This is a genomic window from Aurantivibrio infirmus (genome assembly GCF_054767315.1).
In genome coordinates, this window is record NZ_BAAFSK010000003.1 from 370580 (window position 1) to 393748 (window position 23169).

Consider the following 23169-nt stretch of genomic DNA (forward strand, 5'->3'; position numbering starts at 1 on the left):
GGAGTACAAACTATGGAAACCACCGCGAATTGGGCACAACCATTTTTTAACGCGATGTCTTCAGTCTGGGAAAACACAATTAGCTTTCTACCCAACCTTATCGCTGCAATTGCACTGCTGATTATTGGTTTTTTCGTGGCGAAAGCGTTGAACATTCTAATTTCTCGAATTTTGGCTTCGGTAGGCTTTAATTCTCTCGGCGTTAAAACCGGGGTAAGTCAAGTATTAGAAAGGTCAGGTATCACTTCGAAATTATCTGATCTCACTGGAAAATTTATTTTTTGGATTATATTTTTAACTTTCCTAGTATCTTCTGCAGAAATCCTCGGACTTGATCGCGTTTCAGACACAATTGATCAATTAATTAAGTATTTACCTAAAGTCGTGGGCGCGGGGTTCGTTTTGATTGTAGGTCTATTTCTCGGCAACCTTATCAAAGACCTAATCGAAGGCAGCGCAGAGACTATAGGCATTGAATACACCAAACCATTGGGTAATCTCGTCTTCAGTGTAATTTGTATCATCGTTATTTCCCTTGCCATCAATCAACTCGAAATTGAAACGGACTTATTAAACTTAATCATCTCAATTTTAATCGGCGCGCTAGCCTTAGCTATAGCCATATCGCTGGGCCTTGGTACGCGCGATCTTTCGAAAAATGTAGTAGCAAGCGTATATGCCCGAGATTTGTTCAAAGTCGGAGATCGCGTTAAATACGAAAAAATAGAAGGCTCTATTGTTCAAGTCGGAGCTGTGAAAACCCTTGTGCGACTCAAAGACGGATCGATAACTACCATTCCGAACAACGCCTTAATCACTTCCACGATAAATACTCGTAACGATTAATTGAATTGTGGTAACTTCAAACCCCTTCAGAATCTAGCGAACTTACAAAAATATCGTGAGGCTTTACCAATCAATAATAAACATGGAAGCGCTTCAAGTGACGAAGAACTGGTAGCTCTAGCTAAGCTTGAGCTACCCTACGTCACAACTTCTTATGAACAACTCGTCCGGCGCCATGAAAAGCTGATTCGCCACGTTTGTTATGGCATTGTGAAAGACAAATCGCTCGCTGACGACATTAGTCAAGAAGTTATGCTGAATGTTTTTAGAAAGTTATACAGCTTCGAAAACCGATCCAGCTTTAAAACTTGGTTAATGACGATCTCTGTTAATACAAGTATTTCATATTGCAGAAAACGTGAAAGAGACGAACTTTTTATCGAATACAGCTCTCAAACAAACCCAAAAAACAATGGCAATTCGGAATCGCGCTCTGAGCAATCCAATTTAGAATCAAGTACAGATCCTTTCGAGCAACTTGTATCACAGCTCGACGAAAAGGAACGACAAATCGTTACACTTAAGTTTGTGGCAGAATTAGAATTTAACGAAATCGCGGAAAGTTTAGAGTTGGGCACAAGCGCAGTAAAAATGCGTTATTATCGGGCATTAAAAAAACTCAAAATTAATTTAAAAAATCAAGAATAACAAATCAAAAGAATTAAAAATTCACCAGCAATCTTCAACAACTTTTGACTTGTATCTCTATTTGGATTTTTTATCGTTATACCTTAAGTCCAAGGTATAAGGATGTTCTGGATGGGGGTATTCACGTGTGACTTTTACCTTACCCTGACTATGTCCATGCGGCCAAAACCTCGCCATTCTTCTCGCCTCTGCCTCATTGGCATTTACTGGGAATGTATCGTAGTTACGGCCACCCGGGTGAGAAACATGATAGGTACAACCACCAAGCGAATGGTTATTTAAAGTATCTACAACATCAAACACTAGGGGCGTGTGTACATCGATAGTGGGATGCAAAGCAGACCATGGCGCCCAGGCTTTGTAACGAACACCACCAACCGATACTGTATTTACGTCTGTATTTAACAAGGGAATTTGTCGCCCATTACAAGTGACAATATAACGACTATTATCGAGACCCCGCGTTAACACTTGCAATCTCTCTACCGAGGAATCTACATAACGCGCGGTACCGCTTCCGGTGGATTCTTCACCTAAGACATGCCAAGGCTCAATGGCCGTCGAAATTTCCACATCTATATTGGCGACGCTAATCCTCCCACAATGAGGGAAGCGGAATTCTTGGAATGGCGCAAACCACTCAAGATCTAAACCGTAACCTGCCTGATTTAGATCTGCGATTATCTGTTTTAAATCTTGCCATACAAAATGGGGCATCATAAACCGATCATGCAAATCCGTACCCCAACGAATAAGTTTTTGTTTGTAAGGCTTTTTCCAAAACCAAGCGACGAGACTGCGCAACAATAACATTTGCACCGCACTCATCTGCGGATGAGGTGGCATTTCAAAGTTTCTAAACTCAACCAAACCAAGTCGCCCAGTCGAGCTATCCGGCGAATATAATTTATCAATGCAAAATTCGCTACGGTGAGTATTTCCCGTCAAATCGACTAAAAAATTTCGTAAAATACGATCGACCAACCAAGGTTGGTTTGATTCACCGTCAGGCAACTGTTGAAAAGCAATTTCTAATTCATGCAGATGATCATTCCGCGCTTCGTCTACGCGAGGTGCCTGGCTCGTAGGGCCGATGAACATGCCGGAAAAAAGATAAGACAAACTCGGATGATTTTGCCAATAAGTAATTAAACTTTGTAACAAATCAGGTCGACGTAAAAACGGGCTATCTTCCGCTTTAGCCGCACCAAAAGTAACGTGGTTCCCTCCTCCAGTTCCGGTGTGCCGGCCATCAAGCATGAATTTTTCTGTGCCGAGTCGCGCTTGGCGGGCTTCCTCATAGAGAGTTTCTGTGATCGAAACAATTTCCGACCAAGATTCTGCGGGATGAATATTCACTTCAATAACGCCAGGATCCGGCGTTACTTGCAACTTCTTAACGCGGGGATCACGAGGCGGCTCGTAGCCTTCGAGCACAATGGGTAGAGATAATTCTCCGCTACAAAATTCTATTTCAGTTAAGAGTTTTAAATAGTGTTCCAACTCCGAAACAGGTGGCATGAAAATATAAAGGCGACCATTTCGAGGCTCAACACATAAGGCTGTGTGAATTATCTCGGTTGACTCTTCTTTAGGTTGTTTTTTTATTGAAAGCTTTGCTTCCGGCGCCTCATCCTCAACATGAATACTGTGGTGATCCAATGGATTACGATCGGCAAAGGGATCACGTTCGTGTTGGATCTCTTTTGATTTTGGGTCTTCCCAAGGCAAACTATCCAAGGGTAAACGCAAGCCCATAGGAGAATCGCCAGGCAACAAAAACATATGTTCGCGGCGAAACTTCCAAGAACTGCTTTGCCAAACACTACCGTTTTTGCTCTCCTTAAACCGTAAAGGAATGGAATAGCCGACAGGTTTATCTAAGCCGCGCGCGAATACTTTTTGTAAACGCTTTCGTTCTAGGGGATCTTTAAGTCGGTTATCGGAAGGATCCAAATTGTCGGGTAAGGCTGCTTCTTGTTTTAGGTAATGAAGATTGTCTTCATACCCGACACCAATACATTCTTCTTTGATAGACAAACGTTTTGACAACAAGAAAGCAAATTTTTTCGCGTCTTCAACGTCAAAACCATAGTCCTTCCCTGCGTCGGCGATCAGCTCTTGATTATTCCATAAGGGTAAATTATCGACTCGCCAAAACAGTGACAAAGCCCATCGTGGTAAGGGCTCACCGGGGTACCACTTTCCTTGTCCGTAATGGAGTAAGCCTTGGGGTGCATAGTGTTTTTTTAATCGTAATAATAATTCACCGGCTAGAACACGTTTTTTATCGCCGAGGGCAGTACTATTCCACTCTTCGCCTTCCATATCATCAATAGAAACAAAAGTCGGCTCGCCACCCATCGTCAAGCGAACATCGTCTTTCTTTAACTGCTTATCTACTTTATTGCCAAGTGCGAGAACTGACTTCCACTGCACCTCGGTATAAGGTTTGGTAACCCGAGGGTCTTCATGAAACCGCGTCACCTCATTAATAAATTTAAAGTCTACTTCACAGGTCGAGGTAGAACCCTCAATCGCAGCAGCAGTTGATGGATCGGGTGTGCACGCTAAAGGTATGTGGCCTTCCGCAGCAAACAAACCAGAAGTGGGATCTAAACCAACCCAGCCTGCCCCCGGCAAAAACACCTCGGTCCATGCATGAAGATCAGTGAAATCTGACTCAGGTCCCGATGGCCCATCTAAAGACTTAACATCGGAAGTCAGTTGTACCAAATAACCAGACACAAAACGCGCAGCCAAACCTTGATGCCTTAAAATTTGTACCAACAACCAAGCGCTATCTCGACAAGAACCTTGCTTAAGCCCTAGCGTTTCCTCGCAACTTTGTACTCCTGGTTCCATCCGTACCAAATAACTAATATCACTTTGCAGCCGAGCATTTATATCCACCAGGTAGTCGACGGTTTGTCTCGGCGTCCGATCTATTTTTTCTAGCCAAGCCAGCAGCAGCGGTCCGCTTTCTTCTACCTCTAAATAAGGAGAGAGATCTTTTGCTAACTCTTTCTCATAGCTAAAAGGAAATTGTTCGGCAGCTTCTTCTAGAAAAAAATCGAAAGGGTTTATTACTGTCAAATTAGCAATTAATTCCACATCAACCACTAAAGATTTTGCTTTTTCTGGAAAGACAAATCGAGCCAAGTAATTTGCAAAAGGATCTTGCTGCCAATTGACAAAATTATTCTCCGGTTCAACTTTCAAGGAGTATGATTCGATAGGTGTACGGCAATGGGGCGCCGGTCTGAGCCTGACCACATGCGGATTAATAGTGGTGAGGCGATCGAAGTGATATTCAGTGCGGTGGCGAATGGCTACTTTAATGGTCATAAGAAAGTTACGAACAGAGTCAATTGTGGGGTTGGATCGATTGTGCTAAGTTAGCTAGCAAAGGTATAGGGAGCGGTACTTTAAAGCAAGCACTATCACGAAAACCTTGGGCTTTCAAACCACTGTTTGCAACCATGCCTAAAAAGCAATAAATTTGGACCAAAATCAACTGTAGACTTTTTGAAATATTTCCCAATTACAGAAGCTTCTCAGCAAAGCCTTTGTTTGAGAACACCCTTACAAACGTAACACATTAATAGCAGGTGATTATGCAGATCGACTGGAGTAAATATGATAGCAAGCGTTTCTACGACGAATTAATTACGCCTGCAGGCAGACCACGACAGGCCGCCAGTCAGTTAGCACGCTATTTAAAATCACTCAAAAGTGAAGAGTTACAAGAACGGAAGGCTTCCGCAGAACTAGCCATTAAAACCATGGGGATTACCTTTACCGTATACAGTGAAGGTGAAAACATCGACCGAGAATGGCCATTCGACATTATCCCGCGGATCATCCCCGAGAAAGAATGGAGCAAAACCCAACAAGGTTTAGAGCAGAGACTTCGCGCACTGAATTGTTTTATCGATGATCTCTATAACGAACAAAAAATTATCAAAGATAAAGTTTTCCCAAAACATCTTCTCAGCAAATCAAAAAATTATCGCAAACAATGTGAAGGTATGAAGCCTGCTTATGGTGCTTGGGCGCACATTTGTGGTTCTGACTTAGTACGTGATGGCGATGGGCAATTTTATGTCTTAGAAGATAACCTTCGCGTTCCTTCTGGCGTTTCTTATATGCTCGAAAACCGCAGCGTTACCAAGCGAGTTTTCCCAGAACTTTTTGATAACCATAACATCCTTCCGGTTACTGACTATCCCGCCCAACTCTTTGATATGTTAGCCGCAATCTCACCTCGACCACTCGACTACCCTGAGGTGGTCGTGCTTACTCCTGGAATTTTCAATTCAGCCTATTTCGAACATTCTTACCTCGCGCAAAGAATGGGCGTTGAGTTAGTTGAAGGTAGCGATTTAGTCGTCGAAGACGATTGTGTTTACATGCGGACGATTGACGGACTGTCTCGCGTGGATGTGATTTATCGTAGAGTTGACGACTTATTTATTGATCCAGATGCATTCAACCCAGACTCAAAATTGGGAGTACCTGGTTTAATGCGCGCCTGGCTGAAAGGAAATGTTGCCCTAGCAAATGCTCCTGGCGCCGGCGTTGCCGATGATAAAGTTGTCTACACCTATGTTCCCAAAATGATTAAATACTATTTGGATGAAGATCCAATATTACCCAACGTTCCCAGTTATTTATGCATCGACAAAAAAGAATGCGAGTACGTATTAGCGAATCTAGACAAATTGGTGATCAAACCTGCTGACGAATCTGGTGGCTACGGAATGCTAATTGGCCCACAGGCGAGCAAAAAAGAAAGAGATGAGTTTGCTCGTCGTATCAAAGCAGACCCACGAAACTATATGGCACAACCATTAATCTCATTATCGACAGCGCCCATTCTGACAAATTCCGGCGCGGAACCTAGGCACATTGATTTACGACCTTTTGTGCTACAAAGTAAAGACACCTATGTCACTGCAGGTGGGCTAACTCGAGTGGCACTGGTGAAAGGCTCTTATGTTGTAAACTCTTCACAAGGCGGCGGCAGTAAAGATACCTGGATCATCGCAAGTGATTAATTAATATCGCGAATTTATACAAAAATGTTTTTAGACATACTAAAAACGAAACTAATTTTATTGGTAACTGCTTTAAAGCACGCAGCCTAAATTCCAAAGGAATTATCATATGTTATCGCGAGTTGCAGAACGTGTTTATTGGCTAGGTCGTTATATGGAGCGGGTGGAAAATACCGCTCGCCTGATTAATGTCAATTCTAATCTTTTGTTAGACCTTCCCCGCGGCTCGCAAATCGGATGGTCATCATTAGTTGATATAACCGGGGCATCAGAAGAATTTGCAGAAAAAGAAAGTAAAGGAGACGAAATTTCGATTATTCGATTTCTAATCGCAGATCTCAATAATCCCGTTTCGATTATAAGCTCACTAAAAGCAGCACGCGAAAATGCACGGACCACGCGAGAAATAATTCCTTCTGAATCCTGGGAGCTAATCAACAATTTGTATTTTTTTGCAAAAGAGAACGCGTCAAAATCTGTTTCTCGCGCTGCACGCAGTCAATTCCTAATCCATATCATTCATCAAGCTCAGCAATTAACCGGCGGGCTCGCCGGCACAATGAGCCACACTAACGCCTATGAATTTATTCGTCTGGGTCGAAATTTGGAACGTGCAGATATGACCACGCGGATTGTCGATGTTGGTACAGTTAATTTAATCACCAATCTGGGAAATAAAAACTCACAAGCAGACTCCCTTGAACCCTTCATTAACATTTTATGGATGAGTGTGCTGCAATCTTTGAGTGCCTACCAAATGTATCGACAAAATGTGCTGGATCGAGTTAACGGTGAAGATGTCGTTGACTTCTTGTTAAAAAACCCCAAGTTTCCTCGTGCCGTTGCCAGTTGCTTCAAACAATTATTAAACTGCCTTAAACAATTACCAAACGCGGACGAAGCACTACGAACAGTCGCCAGCGCGCAAAGACATATTGACGCAGCCAATATCGAAGAAATGCTCGCGGAAGAAACTCTTCACGACTACATAGACGACGTTCAACTCAACATTAGCAACATTCATAATGAAATAGCGGCTGCCTGGTTTTTACCGTCCGTTACCCCTTCTTCAGCCTCAAGCGCGTAAAAATTCTCAAATGAAAATGTTCAACTGCGACTGTGGTCGCATGGTATTTTTTGAAAATACCCAATGCACCACTTGTCATAGAAAGTTGGGTTTCGATCCAGAATCATTCCGCTTACTGTCTTTTGAAAAAAATGGCACCGATACATGGCTGTCTTCAGAACACCAAGCATTTAAAGAATGTTTAAACGGTAAACAATACAACGTCTGTAATTGGATGATTCCAGCAAGATCCAGCGACACTTATTGCCTGGCTTGTAACCTTAATGAAATGGTGCCAGCAATTGCCGCGCCTAAAAAAAGGCTTTGGTGGTCAAATATGGAGATAGCCAAACGTCGACTACTCTATACCCTACTGCGTTTAAATCTTCCCATCGTTAGCCGAAAACTTGATAGTGAAGGAATAGCCTTTGCATTTTTGGAAGACAAACGTATTAACCCAAACGTTAAAGAAGAAATTGTTTCAACCGGGCACGCACAAGGTTTAATTACTGTTTATTTGGCGGAAGCCGATGATGTCAGTCGAGAATTAGCACGGGTAAAACTGGGCGAAAACTATAGAACTCTGCTTGGACATTTTCGGCACGAAAGCGGCCATTATTATTTCGATCGAATACTTAAAAATAGCGAAGAAATTTGGAAGTTCAGAGATTTATTTGGCGACGAAACTCAAGATTATAAAGCCGCATTAAAAAAATATTATTCAGAACCACCTCCGCCCGCTTGGCAAACCGATTACATTAGCGATTACGCCCAATCCCACCCACTGGAAGACTGGGCGGAATGCTGGGCACATTACTTACACGTAATCGACACGCTGGAAACAGCAACTGAATTTTCGATTGTGGATGTTGACCCTTTTCACCATACCGTTGATGAATGGCTCGGCGATTGGGATCGAGTTACCGTGGTGTTAAATGCGTTAAACAGAAGTATGGGTATGCGCGATGCCTACCCATTCGTTTATTCGAATGCAACTATTGAGAAGATCCGTTTTGTCCATTCGATTGCGAGTCCCATGAGAAGGACCAATTGAGAGGAGGCATTTGTCGGAATGCTTCGATTAATTTTGCATCCCAAGTTCGGTGTAACTGCAACATGTATTCGCTATCACCTTCAAAACGATGATACCGATCTAAATTAAAACTGTCTTTTTCGTAAACTTGCACTTCTATCGGTGGGCCAACCGTTAAATTACTGCGCATTGTTGAATCCATTGATACTAAAGTGCATAGGCCTGCAGTTTCCAATGTCGTTTTCAAGGTAAGAATGCGATCTAAAATAGGCTTACCGTATTTACTCTCACCGATTTGCAAATAAGGTGTGTCTGCTGAAGAAATAATGTGGTTACCTTGCGGATAAATCAACGCAATTTGATGTTTGCTGCCACTGATCTGACCACCAAGAATAAAACTCGCCTCGAAGTTTGTACCTGCCGACTCATGCTTATTTTGTTGCGTTAAATTAATATCACCAAGATAGTCTGCGGCATCGTTCAAAGACGAAACATTATTAAGATTTACGGGGGCATCATCTTTAATATCTTTTTTTACTTTAGTAATTACGCCTTGCGTCGTCGCTAAATTTCCCGCACTTAAAATAACAAACTGCCGCTGGCCTTCGATACCAAACTTATGCATTTTGCTATACGTGCTTATTTGATCTATTCCAGCATTCGTTCGCGAATCAGAACAAAATACAATTCCTGCGTTTACGCTCGCAGCTACACAATATGTCATCGTTATTCAACCACCGCCAATTACTGCCCCTCCGAAACCGCCGTCAAACGCACTGCTCGAGGTAACACTTGCCCTAAAATTTGAGAGATAGTACCAGGTTTATTGGACCTGGATATAAATATATTTGCCTTATCAGTCTTGACATTTTAAGCCTAGCCCAAGGTCTCAACTTACGACAAAAAAGAATCAATCGGTCTCTATTCAGTCACCCAATTCCACTTATAAAAGTAGGAATTAATGCTTATTTTTAGCTGAATTAGAGCCGCGATTCCCCTTCTTAAACACCAAAAAATTCCGCAAACCAATAAAAAGCCCAAAAGAAAGCTTGATTAATCTTTTTAAATGCGAATAATAACGCTTCTCATTTAGATTATATTTATTATTGGAGTGATTAAAGCTAATGGCCCTTGACCCTTATACAGACTATTCACAATTGCGCACTTCAGCGAGAACAATCAAATTGAGCGACTCCAGCGCAATCGCTGATAGCACTTCTCGCAAACCTGCCCGCACAGCCTTATCAGTAGCAATCTCCACAGTAATTTTGGGGCTCACTTCCACAGCCATGGCCCAGCAAGCAACAAACAATAAACAAAACGACCCTTCAATTGAAGAAATTATTATCAACAGTGAGCGAGACGACAACAGACTGTCATCCCGCCGCTTCGTCCGACCTCTCGTAGATACGGCGCAGACAGTGAACGTTGTGACCAGCGAACTTTTAGAAGCGCGAGGTGCAAGTACATTACGGGATGCCTTGAGAAATTCCAGCGGCATCAGTATGCAAGCGGGTGAAGGCGGTACCCCCGCCGGAGATCAACTATCTATTCGTGGCTTTTCTTCAAGAACGGATATTTTCATCGATAATGTTCGAGATTTTGGTGGCTACACCAGAGACCCTTTTAATCTTGAGCAAATCGAAGTAGTTAAGGGCCCCTCTTCCGACTATTCGGGCCGAGGCTCCACTGGTGGCTCAGTCAATTTAGTGAGTAAAACTCCGCGCTTGGCCGACTCAATGCAAATGAATCTTTCTGCGGGCAGCGACTCGTTTTCTCGATTAACAGTTGATGCAAACGCCGCAATTCCCGGAACCGATTCCAGTGCAGCGCGCTTAAATGTTTTGTATCACGATCAAGATGTTTCTAATCGCGATGAAGTCAGCAACAGTCGCTGGGGTATCGCGCCTTCACTTGCTTTTGGAATTGATACTGCCACTCAAGTCAGCATCAGTTTCTTTCATTTATCACAAGACAATGTGCCCGATTACGGAATTCCGTGGGTTCCAGCTAGCAACGTGCCACTCAGTGCGTTTGCAAACGAAGCGCCACCTGTAGATTTTAATAATTGGTACGGCTTACTTGAAAGAGATTTCGAAGAAACCAAAACCACACTGGCTACGCTACGACTAGATCAACAAATCAGTGATAATTTTAGTTTTCGCAACACTACACGTGTTGGTCGCACTGATCGCAATTCAATGATTACCGCTCCTCGTTTTATTAGCACAGATAGCACCGACATCCGACGCAGCGACGAGAAATATCGCGATCAAGAAGATGGGATTGTTAGTAACCAGAGCGATTTTAATTTAACGCTTAACTCTGGTGATGTAGAACACAAAATTTTGTTCGGTTTTGAGATCGCGCAAGAAGGTGAAAAACGATATACCCAAGCCTTAACAGGTATCGATTCCCCAAGTACGGATCTTTTTTCTCCGAATCCGAACGATCCCTATTTAGAAAACTATCAACGCACCGGTGGATTAAGTGAAACAGACTCTTCAACTATCGCAGCGTATTTATCGGATTCAATTCAACTCAATGCACATTGGCAGTTAAACGCCAGCATTCGCTGGGATCGTTTCAGTTTGGAATACCGACCAGATGGCGCTGAGTTATTAGATCGAACGGACAAAATGCTCAGTTATCGTGCGGGGATCGTTTATAAACCGGCGAGAAATGGCAGCATTTATTTCGGCTATGGCACTTCTTTTAACCCAACTGCAGAAGGCTTGCAGATTTCAACCAGTTCTCGAACACCAAATATTGCCGAGCTCGACCCTGAAGAAAACGAAACCTTTGAGATTGGAACCAAATGGGAATTGCTAGACCGTCGCGTATTAGTAAGCGCGGCAGTATTTCAGACATTAAAAACTAACGCTCGTACCCAAGTTGAGCGAGGCGAAGATTTAGTGTTGGAAGGCGAGCATGACGTACGGGGTATTGAACTAGGATTTGTCGGCAGTATTTCGGACAAATGGCAAATCTATGCGGGCTACACGCATATGGAGAGCGAAGTCGTCGACTCAAAAAATATTGACGAGCTTGGCAATCAATTGAGCAACACGCCTGAAAATTCAATGAACTTTTGGTCTTCTTACCAAGTTATTCCTTCAGTGAAAGTTGGCCTTGGTACTTTGTATGTCGATGATCGCTTTAGCAATAACGCCAATACACGCTCCGCACCTAGCTATTGGGTTCATGAAGCATCGATGAATTATATTATGAATGAAAAAATTAATTTTCAACTCAACATACAAAACCTTACTGATGAAAAGTATATCGATTATGTCGGCGGTGGCCACTTCATCCCCGGGACAGGCCGCACAATTTTATTAAGCTCACATTTTAAATTTTAAGCGAGCGTAATCGATGCTATTACAAATCCCCGATGTTTTAACGCCCGAGCAAGTTTTATTTGCTCGGGAAAAACTCGGCAGTGCGCAATGGGTTGATGGTCGCGTTACTGCTGGCCATCAAAGCTCGCAAGCTAAATTTAACCAGCAGTTACCCGAAGACTCCCCAGAAGCCGGTGAGCTCGGCAAACTAATAATGAATTCTCTGCAAAAATCACCACTGTTTATGTCCGCTGCACTTCCTCATTCGGTTTTCCCGCCGCTTTTCAATAAATATTCCGGGGGTAATCAGTTTGGAAATCATGTTGACAACGCAATTCGCTATCTCGCAACAGGTGGAAAAATTCGTACAGATTTATCTGCGACCTTATTTTTATCCGAGCCTAGCGAATACGACGGTGGCGAGCTACTCATTGATGACACCTATGGTGCGCACAAGGTGAAACTACCCGCTGGCCACATGGTGCTATACCCCGCCACCAGCTTACATCGTGTTACTCCCGTCACTAAAGGCGCAAGGATCGCGTCGTTTTTTTGGATACAAAGTTTAGTCAGAGATGACGGTAAGCGAACTTTATTGTTCGACTTCGACGCTTCCATTCAAAACTTGCGCAAACTACACGGTGACAACGAAGCATTAATTGCGCAAACCGGTGTTTACCACAATTTACTACGACGCTGGTCAGACGTTTAACATAATTATCAGTTTATTATTAACTTAATTTAAGAGCCCCGGAATGTTGAAAAAACTGCTGTTTAATACGCACTGGCTTATTGGTATTAGCGCTGGAATCATACTTTCTATCGTCGGCGTCAGCGGCGCCATCCTATCTTTGGAACACTTCACCCTTGATCAACTAAATGCAAAAATTTCAACAGTAGAGGTTACAGGCCCGAGCTTATCGCCAGCTCAGCTATCTCGAAGGATATTAGAAGAAAACGAAAACAAAATAATTCGTTCTCTCGTCATCTATTCCGATGCGAATAAAGCCGCAAAAATTCAGCTGACCGCAGCGGATAATCCACGTGAGCGGATTGAATATTGGATAAATCCCTACACTGGAAAAACTCTTGGCTCCCCCAAAGGTGAAGATTTTTTTAATGGCGTAATGAGATTACACCGCTGGTTATTCAATCGAGAATACGGCAAGCACGTAGTCGCCGGCTCAACTATTGCGCTAGTGTTTCTTTCACTCTCTGGGCTGTATCTCCGCTGGCCTAAACTCGCGTTGCGCTGGCGCAGCTGGTTTTATTTGAATTTCAAACTAAAAGGCCGAGGATTTTGGTGGAGTTTTCATTCAGTTATCGGTACATGGTTACTGCCTATTTATATTTTAGCTTCCCTTACCGGTCTTTACTTCTCATACGATTGGTATCGAGATATCGCATACACGGTGGTTGGAGTCGAAAAACCTGCACCCAGAAATAGAAATTCTCGCATCTCAAACTCCCCAGAACTCGCTTTATCGGATCCCGCGTATTACTCACTCGATCAAGCTTGGATAGTATTTAAAGAGAACGTGCCGAGCTTTAGTATGGCGACCTTACCGGCTCCTAACGCTGAGCAGTCGACGTTTTCAATTCGTTATCAAGATTCAAATCCAGAACACTCTCGTGCAAATAACACGATGATTATTGACCTACAACACGATGAACGTATCGTAAGTCACCTGCGTTACGACACTAAAAAGATCAACGAAAAAATTATAGGAAGTATGCTGCCTTTACACAGCGGAGAGTTTTTTGGAATTTCCGGACAACTAATCATTGGGATTGCTAGTTTGTTCATGCCATTTTTCGCAGTTTCCGGTTGGATACTTTATTTACAAAGGCGAAAATTAAAAATTGCTAGAGCACTAAGAGAAAAAAATCTGCTTACCTCAGCAATGGATACCGCATAGTTCACGAAAAAATTATTTAAGGCCTTACTCACGCTTTACAACGCTTGATAAATAGTGCTCCAGGTTTTTTGATTCCGATAATTCGAATGTTCGATCCGTCGCATGCAGGGCTTCTATTCTATCCAAGCGGAAAGTGCGGTAATCATTACGGGTTTGACACCAGGCTAACAGAGTCCAAACGTTCCCCCAGAAAAACAATCCGAGGGGTTCGATATGACGGGCACTTTTTTCGCCGTCCGCTCGCTGGTAGTCAATCGAAATAACATTTTTATCGACGATCGCAGGGCGCATGATGTGAGAATAGGCAGCGATTTTTTCAGTATTCGCAAAATCAGGCACATAAACTGGGAACTGTTTTTCTTTTTCCCTTAGCGCGGGCGGAACCACCGCCATAATTTTTTGCAATGCGCTATTTGCACTTGCAGCCAACTCCTTATCACTCCAAGCTCTCACCATTCTGACACCCAGCAACAGTGCCTCTAGTTCACGGACATCAAACATAAGCGGTGGTAAATCAAAATTTCGTTGGAGGCGATAACCCACACCAGCCTCACCTTCAATAGGAACGCCGGATAAAACCAAGGATTGAACATCGCGATAAATTGTTCTCACCGAGGTTTCGAGAGTATCGGCCAATTGATCAGCGGTAATCACAGTACGTCGATTCCGCAGCAAATTAAGTAATTGAAATAAACGTTCGGCTCGCCGCATATTAGTATTAACTCAAAAAATGCTTCTAAAATTTTGGATCAGAAATTATCGCATTTTCTTATCCATTTATCGCCCATTAACCGACCATGAAATACAGGTATTTCATGGTTGATTCGCCTGCGTCTATTCGTTACTTCCTCAACAAACAGAGAGTTGTGAATATTCCTAAACCCGCTAGGCGACTATTGCCCCAAAACAAACTTTATTGTTATCTAAATCTCTCACATAGGCTGAAAAACGGGGGCCTCTTTGACCGGGCTCGCCCTCACAGGTACTGCCCAAATCGATAGCCTTTTTATGAAGCCTTGTTACTTCTTCGCTAGAATCAACACTAAAACCAACCATCGTTCCGTTACCATTGCTGGCGGGTTCCTCATTAAAAGGAATAGCAACTGCAAATGCAAAATCTTCACTTTGGTTTTCACTCTGCCAAAAAGTCATTCTTTCAGTCGCGAAAACTTGTTTAAGTATTGTTTGCTCGAAGAGTGAATCATAGAATTTAATCGCAGCTGCCATATTGTTTGTTCCAACAACGCAATAATTCATTTTCATTATTTATTCCCTCATATATTTAATGATGCCAATACTCAAATAGGCAGTAGGTTAAAATAGTTGCGCAGCCTAAACTTCGAGAGTTGCAGCGCCAGATAACAGCACAGCACTACGTTCCACGGACAGAGTCGGTTGATCGATCATACTCAGAAAACGCTTACAATCTTCCTGTTCGGCAAACTCTGCGTCGAGTGTTTCTAATGCTTTATCATCGCTCCAATAATTGATATCCAAGATCTCACCGTCGCTCGACTTAGAAACGGAACGATAACTAAAGCCCCGCTTGGCGGACAGAAACTCTTGAACCTTATTGCTGATGTCTAAAAACTGGTTTTCATCAACGCCGGTTTGCAAACGGAATTTATAAATACTAACAATTGAAGTCGCCATAATTTTTTCCTTATCCTTTTTGTGAACTACGTTTGAATACCATTGAGCTTCTCCAGAGAGGTGATTCAGTGCTCTCTGATAAGCGTGAGGTAAGTTTATGAGATCGTGCTGCCAGTTTCTGTCAGTAGTCTTTGTACCGGTCGATAAGCGGCAGGTCTACGGAGAAGCCCGTAGAAAGATAAGGAAACAGTAGATCTAGAAGATTTGAGGGAAGTGCTGTGAATACAGCGAGGATTTACTTAGAGCAACGAGTTGTACGCATTATTATTTAAAGCCGCCATAAGCCATAGACGGATCTATTTCTCGCCAGATGCCGACTCTCGATCTACACCCGGTGTAACAAGGGAGCTTGATTAGGTATTGGGAATTAGGCCTGCGACACCTTTTCAAGCGCAAGTTGATGATCCAAATATTCTTCGTAAGTGCCCTGGAAATCTATCAACGATTTATCTTTTATCTCAATCACTCGTGTTGCTAGCGAAGAGACAAATTCGCGATCGTGACTGACGAAAATCAAAGTACCGTCGTAATGCTCCAACGCTAAGTTCAAGGCTTCAATCGATTCCATATCGAGATGGTTGGTGGGCTCATCCAAGATCAATACGTTGTTATCCTGCATCATTAATTTACCAAACAGTAGCCGATTCTTTTCTCCACCAGAGCAAACCTTAACGTGTTTATTAAAATCATCGGCTGAAAAAAGTAAGCGACCTAATGTAGCGCGAACAATTTGATCATCGTGATTTGCCTTTCGCCACTGACTCATCCATTCAAACAAAGTCAATTCACATTCAAAATCGTCGGTACTATCTTGTGGACAATAACCAAGAGATGCGTTTTCGGCCCATTTAATAAGCCCAGTATTCACTTTTAGCTGCTCCATTAAACAGCGCAACAAGGTTGTCTTACCCGCTCCGTTTTCACCAATTATTGCTAAGCGAGCACCAGCCTCCAAAATCATATTACCTTTAGAAAACAAAGTGTCATCATCAAAGCCATGGCCAATATTTTCTAGCGTCAGTGCTTGTCGGTGTAATTTCTTATCTTGTTTGAATCGAATGTAGGGGCTTACTCGACTTGAAGCTTTAATGTCGTCGAGTTTTATTTTTTCAATTTGTTTGGCCCTTGATGTTGCTTGTTTCGCCTTTGAAGCATTTGCCGAAAATCGGCTAACGAACTGTTGGAGATCGGCAATCTGTGCAGATTTTTTTGCGTTCTCTGAATACAAACGCTCCCGAGCTTGTGTTGCGGCCGTCATGTAATCATCGTAACTGCCGGGATAAACTCGCAACTCACCATAATCAATATCTGCCATGTGGGTACACACTGCATTCAAAAAATGACGATCATGAGAAATAATAATCATGGTACTTTTTCGTTCGTTAAGAATGCCTTCTAACCAACGAATAGTATTGATATCCAAGTTATTGGTAGGCTCATCCAACAATAAAATATCGGGATCTGAAAATAGGGCCTGAGCCAACAAAACTCTTAACTTCCAACCCGGTGCCACCTCACTCATTGGCCCGAAGTGAAGTTCTTGATCTATTCCCGCCCCCATAAGAATTTCACCGGCTCGGCTTTCTGCGCTGTATCCATCCATTTCTGCGAATTGAACTTCTAGCTCAGCGACTTTCATACCCTCTTCTTCAGACATCTCAGGCAAACTATAAATTCGATCTCGTTCCTGCTTAACTCGCCACAGTTCGGTATGACCCATAATCACCGTATCGACGACTGAAAATTTTTCGAAAGCGAACTGATCTTGATGTAACTTGCCAACACGCTCGTTAGGTGTAATCGATACATTGCCCGCGGTGGCAGCTAAACTACCGTCGAGAATTTTCATAAACGTTGACTTACCACAACCATTTGCGCCAATAAGCCCGTAGCGATTACCATCGCCAAATTTAACGGAGATGTTCTCAAATAAAGGCTTAGAGCCAAATTGCATGGTTACGTTTGCGGTGGTAATCAAAGGGATATCCTAAACAGTAATGATTCGTGTAAGTGCTGATGAAAGTAAAATGACGTTCCCCCGATCTATAGCGCCTAAAACTAAAGGGCTTTTGCGGGAGACGATCGAAAAAAGGGGCGTACTATAAGGATTTGCGCTGTTGAGGTCGAGTGAAAACCCAACAATTCACATTTTTTTGCTGTTTTTCCAGATTATTGTCGATAAAATCCTGCCAACGAAAATTTGACTAGGTTGTTTTTGGCAATATTCTCAGTGACTTAGCTTAGCAATGCTCTAAACATAGGCAAGGAAAGACCATTTTTCACCTCTTATTACATTTTCTGGTTCCGCTGATAACCGTATTCGTTTTCGTAAAAAAGGAACGTAGAGTTAAAGTCTTCGCCTTGCTAATGATTACAATGCTGATCGATTTAGATCACCTGTTCGCAACACCAATTTACGACCCGCAGCGATGCAGCATCGGCTTTCATCCCTTACACACGATAGTACCGATCATTTTTTATAGTGGATTAAGTATCTTTCCGAAAACACGCTGGATTGGAGTTGGTTTACTCATTCACGTGGCGCTGGATGGAATCGACTGCTGGGTGTAAAAGGCGAAGTAAACTTTAACGTGGTCTCGCAATAAGAATAATAGCGAGTGCCTGTTTGGAATTATTCTCTAATTTTCGCAACTGAATCTCACTTGATCCAGCAGCAATTAACACTGCATTTTCAGCGCCGAGTTCAGCACCATCAATACTGCAAAGACCGCTGACACCGACTACCAAATGATAATTGCTGGAATCGCAAACATAATTAAATACTGCATCATCTTTAAGCGTAATACGATCAACAATAAAATCGTCGAAGCTAACAATTTCTTCAATCGTTGCCGAATCGCTTTCTAATTTCGTTGTTAATGATGCAAGTGCCTTCGTATCTAGCTCAACGTTTTTTATCGCTTCTTCTGTATCCCAATGTTGCTGAGTCAAAACCTTTTGTGCGAAGGATAAAATTTTTCGTTCATAGACCGGTGTTTGAAATTCAATAGTTCGGACGCCGTGGAGCAATGAATGGGGGGTTAAATGCGGCACTTTAACAACATCACCAACTGACAAGGGCGCAACATGAATAAAACTTTCCATCTCTTCACGCAGCACTTTCTCATCTTCGCGCAACTCTGCAGATATTTCAGCGAGCCAACTTTTCAAAGTATCGCAATTGAGAGGTGCATCTAAAGCAATATTATTTTTCTGTTTGATGCCGTCTATTTGTGCATCGATAGCTTCACGCACAACACGATATTCATTTACAGAAGAGACATAGCCTGCCTTAAAAGCTTCATCATTAGCATAGGAGCGACGCTTAACCTGATCAAAGCCAAAACGAATACCTCCTTTACCATTGGGCCATGCCTGAGCGTCGACATTGGTAACAACGTAGACCTCGCGCTTCTCTTCATGGAGTTCAAAATATAAATCACCAAAAACCGGTTCCGGTAACGGATCTAATATCTTCAACAAAATTAAGTTTTTGTGTCGAGCCAGAAGAGTCTCAGAAGCGAGGGAAAACAACCAAGGCAAAGGAAGTGAATTGCCAAATTCGTCAACGACACTAGATTGTCCACGCTCTTCTATTCCGGTATACCAAATCTCCTGTCCCCAAGGCTTAGAAATCTTTACAACATCTAGGCGCAAGGGACGATTTAGATTTAAACAGGCTAAACCTTTGTCCGCGCAATATTGCCTCATTGAATTCAAATCAAAATTCGAAGTAGCAATTTCAGCTTCAAGCGAGAGATCGTCAGAAATAAAAACCTGTAATACAGCACCCGAAGACTGCTGGGATTTCTCGACGAACACTACGGCGAGCAGCGCAACAGCAGGATTACCAGGCAAGTAAGTCTGGATGAAATTATATTTGAGCGCAAAACAATGAGCGCGTGAGCCAGAGCTAAGAAACTTTTTTAGTTCTTGCTCGAAGCTTAGCTCAGGTTTTTCACTTTTAATAAACTCAATCACTGAATAATCACAATTGCCGTATTACTGAATGGTTTTAACTTACCTTTTGAATGAACCCAAACAAGAATCCCCTCACAAGAGGGGATCTAAATGTTTTCATTTCGCTCTATGCTAACTTTAATCAAGCCTTTCAACGATGGTGCTAATACCCTGCCCCATACCAATACACATTGTCGACAAACCAAAAGTCGCATCTTTTTCTTTCATTACAGTTAACAAAGAACCCGTTATCCGTGTCCCTGAACAGCCAAGAGGATGACCTAAAGCAATCGCACCGCCATGCAAATTGACTTTATCTTCCATACTATCCAATAATTTCAAATCTTTTAGTACGGGTAAACTTTGCGCTGCGAATGCTTCGTTAAGTTCAACCACATCGATGTTTTCGATTTTCATGTCGATTTTTTTCAAGGCTTTTTTCGTTGCCGGTACCGGACCATAACCCATAATTGATGGATCAACTCCTGCTAACCCGGTTGAAATTATTTTAGCCAATGGTTTCAAACCTAAAGCCTGGGCTTTTTCTGCGGACATAACTAACATAACCGAAGCGCCATCAGACAGTTGCGATGAAGTGCCTGCGGTAACCTTGCCATTTTTGGGATCGAACACCGGACGCAATTGTGCGAGAGCTTCTACGCTAGTGTCGGGACGAATAGTCTCATCGTGCTCAATCATCACCGGATAACCGTTTTCATCATGCCCTGCTACCGGAATGATTTCTTTTGCAAATTTTCCCGCTTCTCGCGCTTTCGCCGCTAATTGATGAGAGCGTACGGCAAAGCTATCCATATCTTCACGTTTTATACCGTGCAGCATCGCCAAGTATTCAGCAGTCATCCCCATACTGCCTGCAGCTTTTGCAACTGATCGTCCAAGCAAAGGATTGGGATCAACGTCATCCGTCATAGGTAAGTGACCTAAATGTTCAACACCACCGACTACATAAACATCGCCTTGCCCAGAATTAATATTCGCGGTAGCGATATGGATCGCACTCATTGACGAACCACACAAGCGATTAATAGTTTGACCGGGCACGGTATGCGGCAAGCCAGCTAACAGCCAAATATTACGGCCAACGTTAAAACCATTCTCTCCGCGCTGGATCACACAACCCCAGATAAAATCGTCAACTAATTCTGGATCAAGTGCCTCATTGTTTTTCAATAACTCACTAACGATGGCTGCGGAGATGGTATCGCCACGGGTGTTGCGAAAACAGCCGTTTTTGGACCGACCCATTGCGCTGCGGCCATAATCTACAATCACTGCGTCTCTTGGATTTAAACCCACCTTGTTCTCCTAACTGACAATATTGTCAGACTTCAAATTTATAAAATTAGATTCAAATAATAAGTACAACTATGGAAAATACTTTCCGTTTTCTTTAGCCATGTCTCGCATCGATTGCGTGGCTTCATAAATTTTTCCGAGATCTTTATGCTTGTCAGACATAGCACACATCGCCTCTGCACCGATAGAATCTATCCAACTGAACAATCCACCGCGAAAGGGAGGAAAACCAATTCCGTAAACTAAGGCCATATCGGCTTCTGCAGCGGACTCAATAATTCCCTCGTCGAGACAGCGGGCTAATTCTGTAGCCATTGGCACCATCATACGAGCGATAATCTCTTCATCTTCAAATGACTTCGATTCCGCAACGTGGGGCTTTATGAGTGCATAAGACTCTTCGGTAACTACTTTTTTGGGCTTGCCTTTTTTATCCAGCTCGTAGTTATAAAAACCTTTACTATTTTTCTGACCCAATCGATCATTTTCAAAAAGCACTTCAATACAATCTTTAAATTCTTTTGACATACGATCGGGAAAACCTTCCGCCATTACATTGGCAGCATGAACACCGGTATCCAAACCCACGACATCGAGTAAATAAGCTGGGCCCATAGGCCACCCCCAGCGCTCCATGACCTTATCGACTTGTTGGAAGTCTGCACCATCGCGCACTAACATTGAAAAGCCCGCAAAATAAGGAAACAGCACTCGGTTAACCAAAAACCCTGGGCAATCTTTGATAACGACAGGTTTTTTACCCATCGCATTCGCATAAGCAACAGTACGAGCAATGGCTTTATCGGAGGTTTTCGTTCCGCGAATCACTTCAACCAAGGGCATCGCGTGAACCGGGTTGAAAAAATGCATACCACAAAAATTTTCTGGCCGCTTTAACGGCTGGGCTAAAAAGTCTATTGATATTGTTGAAGTATTACTTGCGACTATCGTGTCGTCCGACACCTTGGTTTCCACTTCTGCCAATACGGCATGTTTAATTTTTGGATTTTCAACAACCGCTTCAACAACAATATCGACGCTATCAAAACTGCCATAATCCATAGATGAATCAATTTTCGTCAGTACTTCGCCCATTTTGCTGGCGGTCATACGGCCACGATCAACGCGCTTGGTGAGCAATTTATTTGCTTCGCTGAGACCCAAGTCGATGCCCGCTTGGTTGATATCTTTCATGATGATGGGCGTACCTTTTAATGCAGATTGATAAGCGATTCCGCCACCCATAATCCCTGCACCTAGTACCGCCGCTCTAGCAATTTTTTTATCGGCTTTCTTTTCCCAACTTTTTGCTTTTTTCGACAACAGTTGATCGTTAAGAAAAATGCCGACCAGAGCACGCGCTTCAGACGTTTGCGCTAATTTTACAAATGCCTCTGTTTCAATTTTTAATGCACCATCCCGATCTTGGGTGCTGGCTTTTTGCATCGCTGCTACAGCAGTGACCGGCGCAGGATAATTTTTACCTGCCATACCACCAACAAACGCTTTCGAGGTTTCAAATGCCATCATTGTTTCCATCATATTCAATGGCATAGGCGAACGTTTTTGTTCGCGACGTTTTGCATAATCCAATTTACCCGCAATACATTGTTTCACCGTATGAAGCGCTGCTTCCCGTAATTTTTCCGGTTCAACAACAGCATCGAGAACTCCGGCTTTTAACGCTTCTGCTGGTCTTTGTTCTTGTCCACTGGCAATCCAACTAACAGCGGTATCAACACCGGCTACACGAGGTAGACGAACTGTGCCGCCCCAACCAGGTAACAGGCCTAATTTAGATTCTGGCAAACCGACTTTGGCGGCAGTGCTAGCAATGCGGAAATCGCAGGCTAATGCGAACTCCAAACCTCCACCTAATGCAAAACCGTTGATTGCAACAACTACCGGGACTTTTAAGTCTTCTAGGCGATTATTGTTCGTATTGTTTTCTTGCAGCATCGCGGCAATCGCTTCAGGACCCGCATCAAAAACGCCACCGAATTCAGTAATATCGGCACCAACAATAAAAACACTCTTTGCACTTGTCGCGATCACACCTTTTATCGAACTGTCCTCTTCGATTGCTGTGATGGCTTGAGAAAGTTCTTTTACCACAGCGGAATTAAAGGTGTTAACCGAAGCACCGGCCAAGTCGAATGACAACTCAGCTATTTGATCATCGAGTAACGAAACTGTTACTGCATTCCCTTTAAATATCATTGTTAACCTCACTAATAATTTGTGTCTTTCTACAACTTTTTAAAATTAATTCTTTAATCATCTTGGACTTATAATGCGTACCCTGAACGAAATATCACTACTGAGT

The 23169-nt window shown here is 42.9% G+C and carries 18 protein-coding genes; 9 read left to right on the forward strand and 9 right to left on the reverse strand.

The window, feature by feature from the left end:
• Window positions 1-12 precede the first annotated feature (12 nt).
• Together ACYUCY_RS08395 and ACYUCY_RS08400 are read left to right on the forward strand one after the other, a co-directional pair.
• Entirely contained in the window at window positions 13-846 is an 834-nt protein-coding gene (locus ACYUCY_RS08395; protein ID WP_460226019.1) for a mechanosensitive ion channel family protein, read from the forward strand.
• A complete protein-coding gene (locus tag ACYUCY_RS08400) occupies window positions 847-1494 on the forward strand; it encodes an RNA polymerase sigma factor (protein WP_460226020.1) in 648 nt (215 codons plus the stop codon).
• A gap of 57 nt (window positions 1495-1551) precedes the next feature.
• On the opposite strand, the gene ACYUCY_RS08405 is transcribed toward ACYUCY_RS08400, so the two are convergent.
• Entirely contained in the window at window positions 1552-4842 is a 3291-nt protein-coding gene (locus tag ACYUCY_RS08405) for a transglutaminase family protein (protein ID WP_460226021.1), read from the reverse strand.
• 269 nt (window positions 4843-5111) lie between these two features.
• On the opposite strand from ACYUCY_RS08405, the gene ACYUCY_RS08410 reads away from it, so the two are divergent.
• The 3 genes from ACYUCY_RS08410 to ACYUCY_RS08420 all read left to right on the forward strand — a co-directional run bounded on the left by ACYUCY_RS08410 (window position 5112) and on the right by ACYUCY_RS08420 (window position 8674).
• Window positions 5112-6554, forward strand: a complete 1443-nt coding sequence (locus ACYUCY_RS08410; protein ID WP_460226022.1) for a circularly permuted type 2 ATP-grasp protein — start codon at window positions 5112-5114, stop codon at window positions 6552-6554.
• A 109-nt stretch (window positions 6555-6663) separates the two neighbouring features.
• Window positions 6664-7641, forward strand: a complete 978-nt coding sequence (locus ACYUCY_RS08415) for an alpha-E domain-containing protein (RefSeq protein ID WP_460226023.1) — start codon at window positions 6664-6666, stop codon at window positions 7639-7641.
• Between the two features lie 10 nt (window positions 7642-7651).
• Window positions 7652-8674, forward strand: a complete 1023-nt coding sequence (locus ACYUCY_RS08420; RefSeq protein WP_460226024.1) for a zinc-binding metallopeptidase family protein — start codon at window positions 7652-7654, stop codon at window positions 8672-8674.
• Here ACYUCY_RS08420 and ACYUCY_RS08425 read toward each other — a convergent pair.
• Window positions 8616-9377: a peptidase gene (locus tag ACYUCY_RS08425; protein WP_460226025.1), complete on the reverse strand. Its 762-nt coding sequence runs from the start codon at window positions 9375-9377 to the stop codon at window positions 8616-8618. The genes ACYUCY_RS08420 and ACYUCY_RS08425 overlap by 59 nt on opposite strands.
• A 400-nt stretch (window positions 9378-9777) precedes the next feature.
• On the opposite strand from ACYUCY_RS08425, the gene ACYUCY_RS08430 reads away from it, so the two are divergent.
• From ACYUCY_RS08430 to ACYUCY_RS08440, 3 genes are read left to right on the forward strand one after another with little or no spacing between them, the layout of a single operon-like run.
• Window positions 9778-12015 (forward strand): TonB-dependent receptor, encoded by a 2238-nt coding sequence (locus ACYUCY_RS08430; protein WP_460226026.1) that lies wholly within the window; start codon window positions 9778-9780, stop codon window positions 12013-12015.
• Between the two features lie 13 nt (window positions 12016-12028).
• Window positions 12029-12706 carry a Fe2+-dependent dioxygenase gene (locus ACYUCY_RS08435; protein WP_460226027.1) on the forward strand — a complete coding sequence of 226 codons (678 nt, stop codon included), beginning with the start codon at window positions 12029-12031 and terminating at the stop codon, window positions 12704-12706.
• 43 nt (window positions 12707-12749) lie between these two features.
• Window positions 12750-13913: a PepSY-associated TM helix domain-containing protein gene (locus ACYUCY_RS08440; protein ID WP_460226028.1), complete on the forward strand. Its 1164-nt coding sequence runs from the start codon at window positions 12750-12752 to the stop codon at window positions 13911-13913.
• A gap of 24 nt (window positions 13914-13937) precedes the next feature.
• Here the strand turns inward: ACYUCY_RS08440 and ACYUCY_RS08445 are convergent, their stop codons facing one another.
• The 4 genes from ACYUCY_RS08445 to ACYUCY_RS08460 form a co-directional block, all read right to left on the reverse strand.
• Window positions 13938-14624: a helix-turn-helix transcriptional regulator gene (locus ACYUCY_RS08445; RefSeq protein WP_460226029.1), complete on the reverse strand. Its 687-nt coding sequence runs from the start codon at window positions 14622-14624 to the stop codon at window positions 13938-13940.
• Window positions 14625-14798: 174 nt separating this feature from the next.
• Complete coding sequence (locus ACYUCY_RS08450; RefSeq protein WP_460226030.1) at window positions 14799-15176, reverse strand: VOC family protein; 378 nt, start codon at window positions 15174-15176, stop codon at window positions 14799-14801.
• Between the two features lie 69 nt (window positions 15177-15245).
• Window positions 15246-15566 (reverse strand): hypothetical protein, encoded by a 321-nt coding sequence (locus tag ACYUCY_RS08455; protein ID WP_460226031.1) that lies wholly within the window; start codon window positions 15564-15566, stop codon window positions 15246-15248.
• A gap of 367 nt (window positions 15567-15933) precedes the next feature.
• Window positions 15934-17544, reverse strand: a complete 1611-nt coding sequence (locus ACYUCY_RS08460; RefSeq protein WP_460226032.1) for an ABC-F family ATPase — start codon at window positions 17542-17544, stop codon at window positions 15934-15936.
• Window positions 17545-17840: 296 nt separating this feature from the next.
• Between ACYUCY_RS08460 and ACYUCY_RS08465 the strand changes: the two genes are divergently transcribed.
• Complete coding sequence (locus ACYUCY_RS08465) at window positions 17841-18137, forward strand: DUF6122 family protein (RefSeq protein ID WP_460226231.1); 297 nt, start codon at window positions 17841-17843, stop codon at window positions 18135-18137.
• Between the two features lie 15 nt (window positions 18138-18152).
• On the opposite strand, the gene ACYUCY_RS08470 is transcribed toward ACYUCY_RS08465, so the two are convergent.
• The 3 genes from ACYUCY_RS08470 to fadB all read right to left on the reverse strand — a co-directional run bounded on the left by ACYUCY_RS08470 (window position 18153) and on the right by fadB (window position 23063).
• Window positions 18153-19547, reverse strand: coding sequence for a hypothetical protein (locus ACYUCY_RS08470; protein ID WP_460226033.1), 1395 nt, complete (start codon window positions 19545-19547; stop codon window positions 18153-18155).
• 117 nt (window positions 19548-19664) lie between these two features.
• Window positions 19665-20843, reverse strand: a complete 1179-nt coding sequence (gene fadA / locus ACYUCY_RS08475; protein ID WP_460226034.1) for an acetyl-CoA C-acyltransferase FadA — start codon at window positions 20841-20843, stop codon at window positions 19665-19667.
• Window positions 20844-20912: 69 nt separating this feature from the next.
• Window positions 20913-23063 carry a fatty acid oxidation complex subunit alpha FadB gene (gene fadB / locus ACYUCY_RS08480; RefSeq protein ID WP_460226035.1) on the reverse strand — a complete coding sequence of 717 codons (2151 nt, stop codon included), beginning with the start codon at window positions 23061-23063 and terminating at the stop codon, window positions 20913-20915.
• Window positions 23064-23169 lie beyond the last annotated feature (106 nt).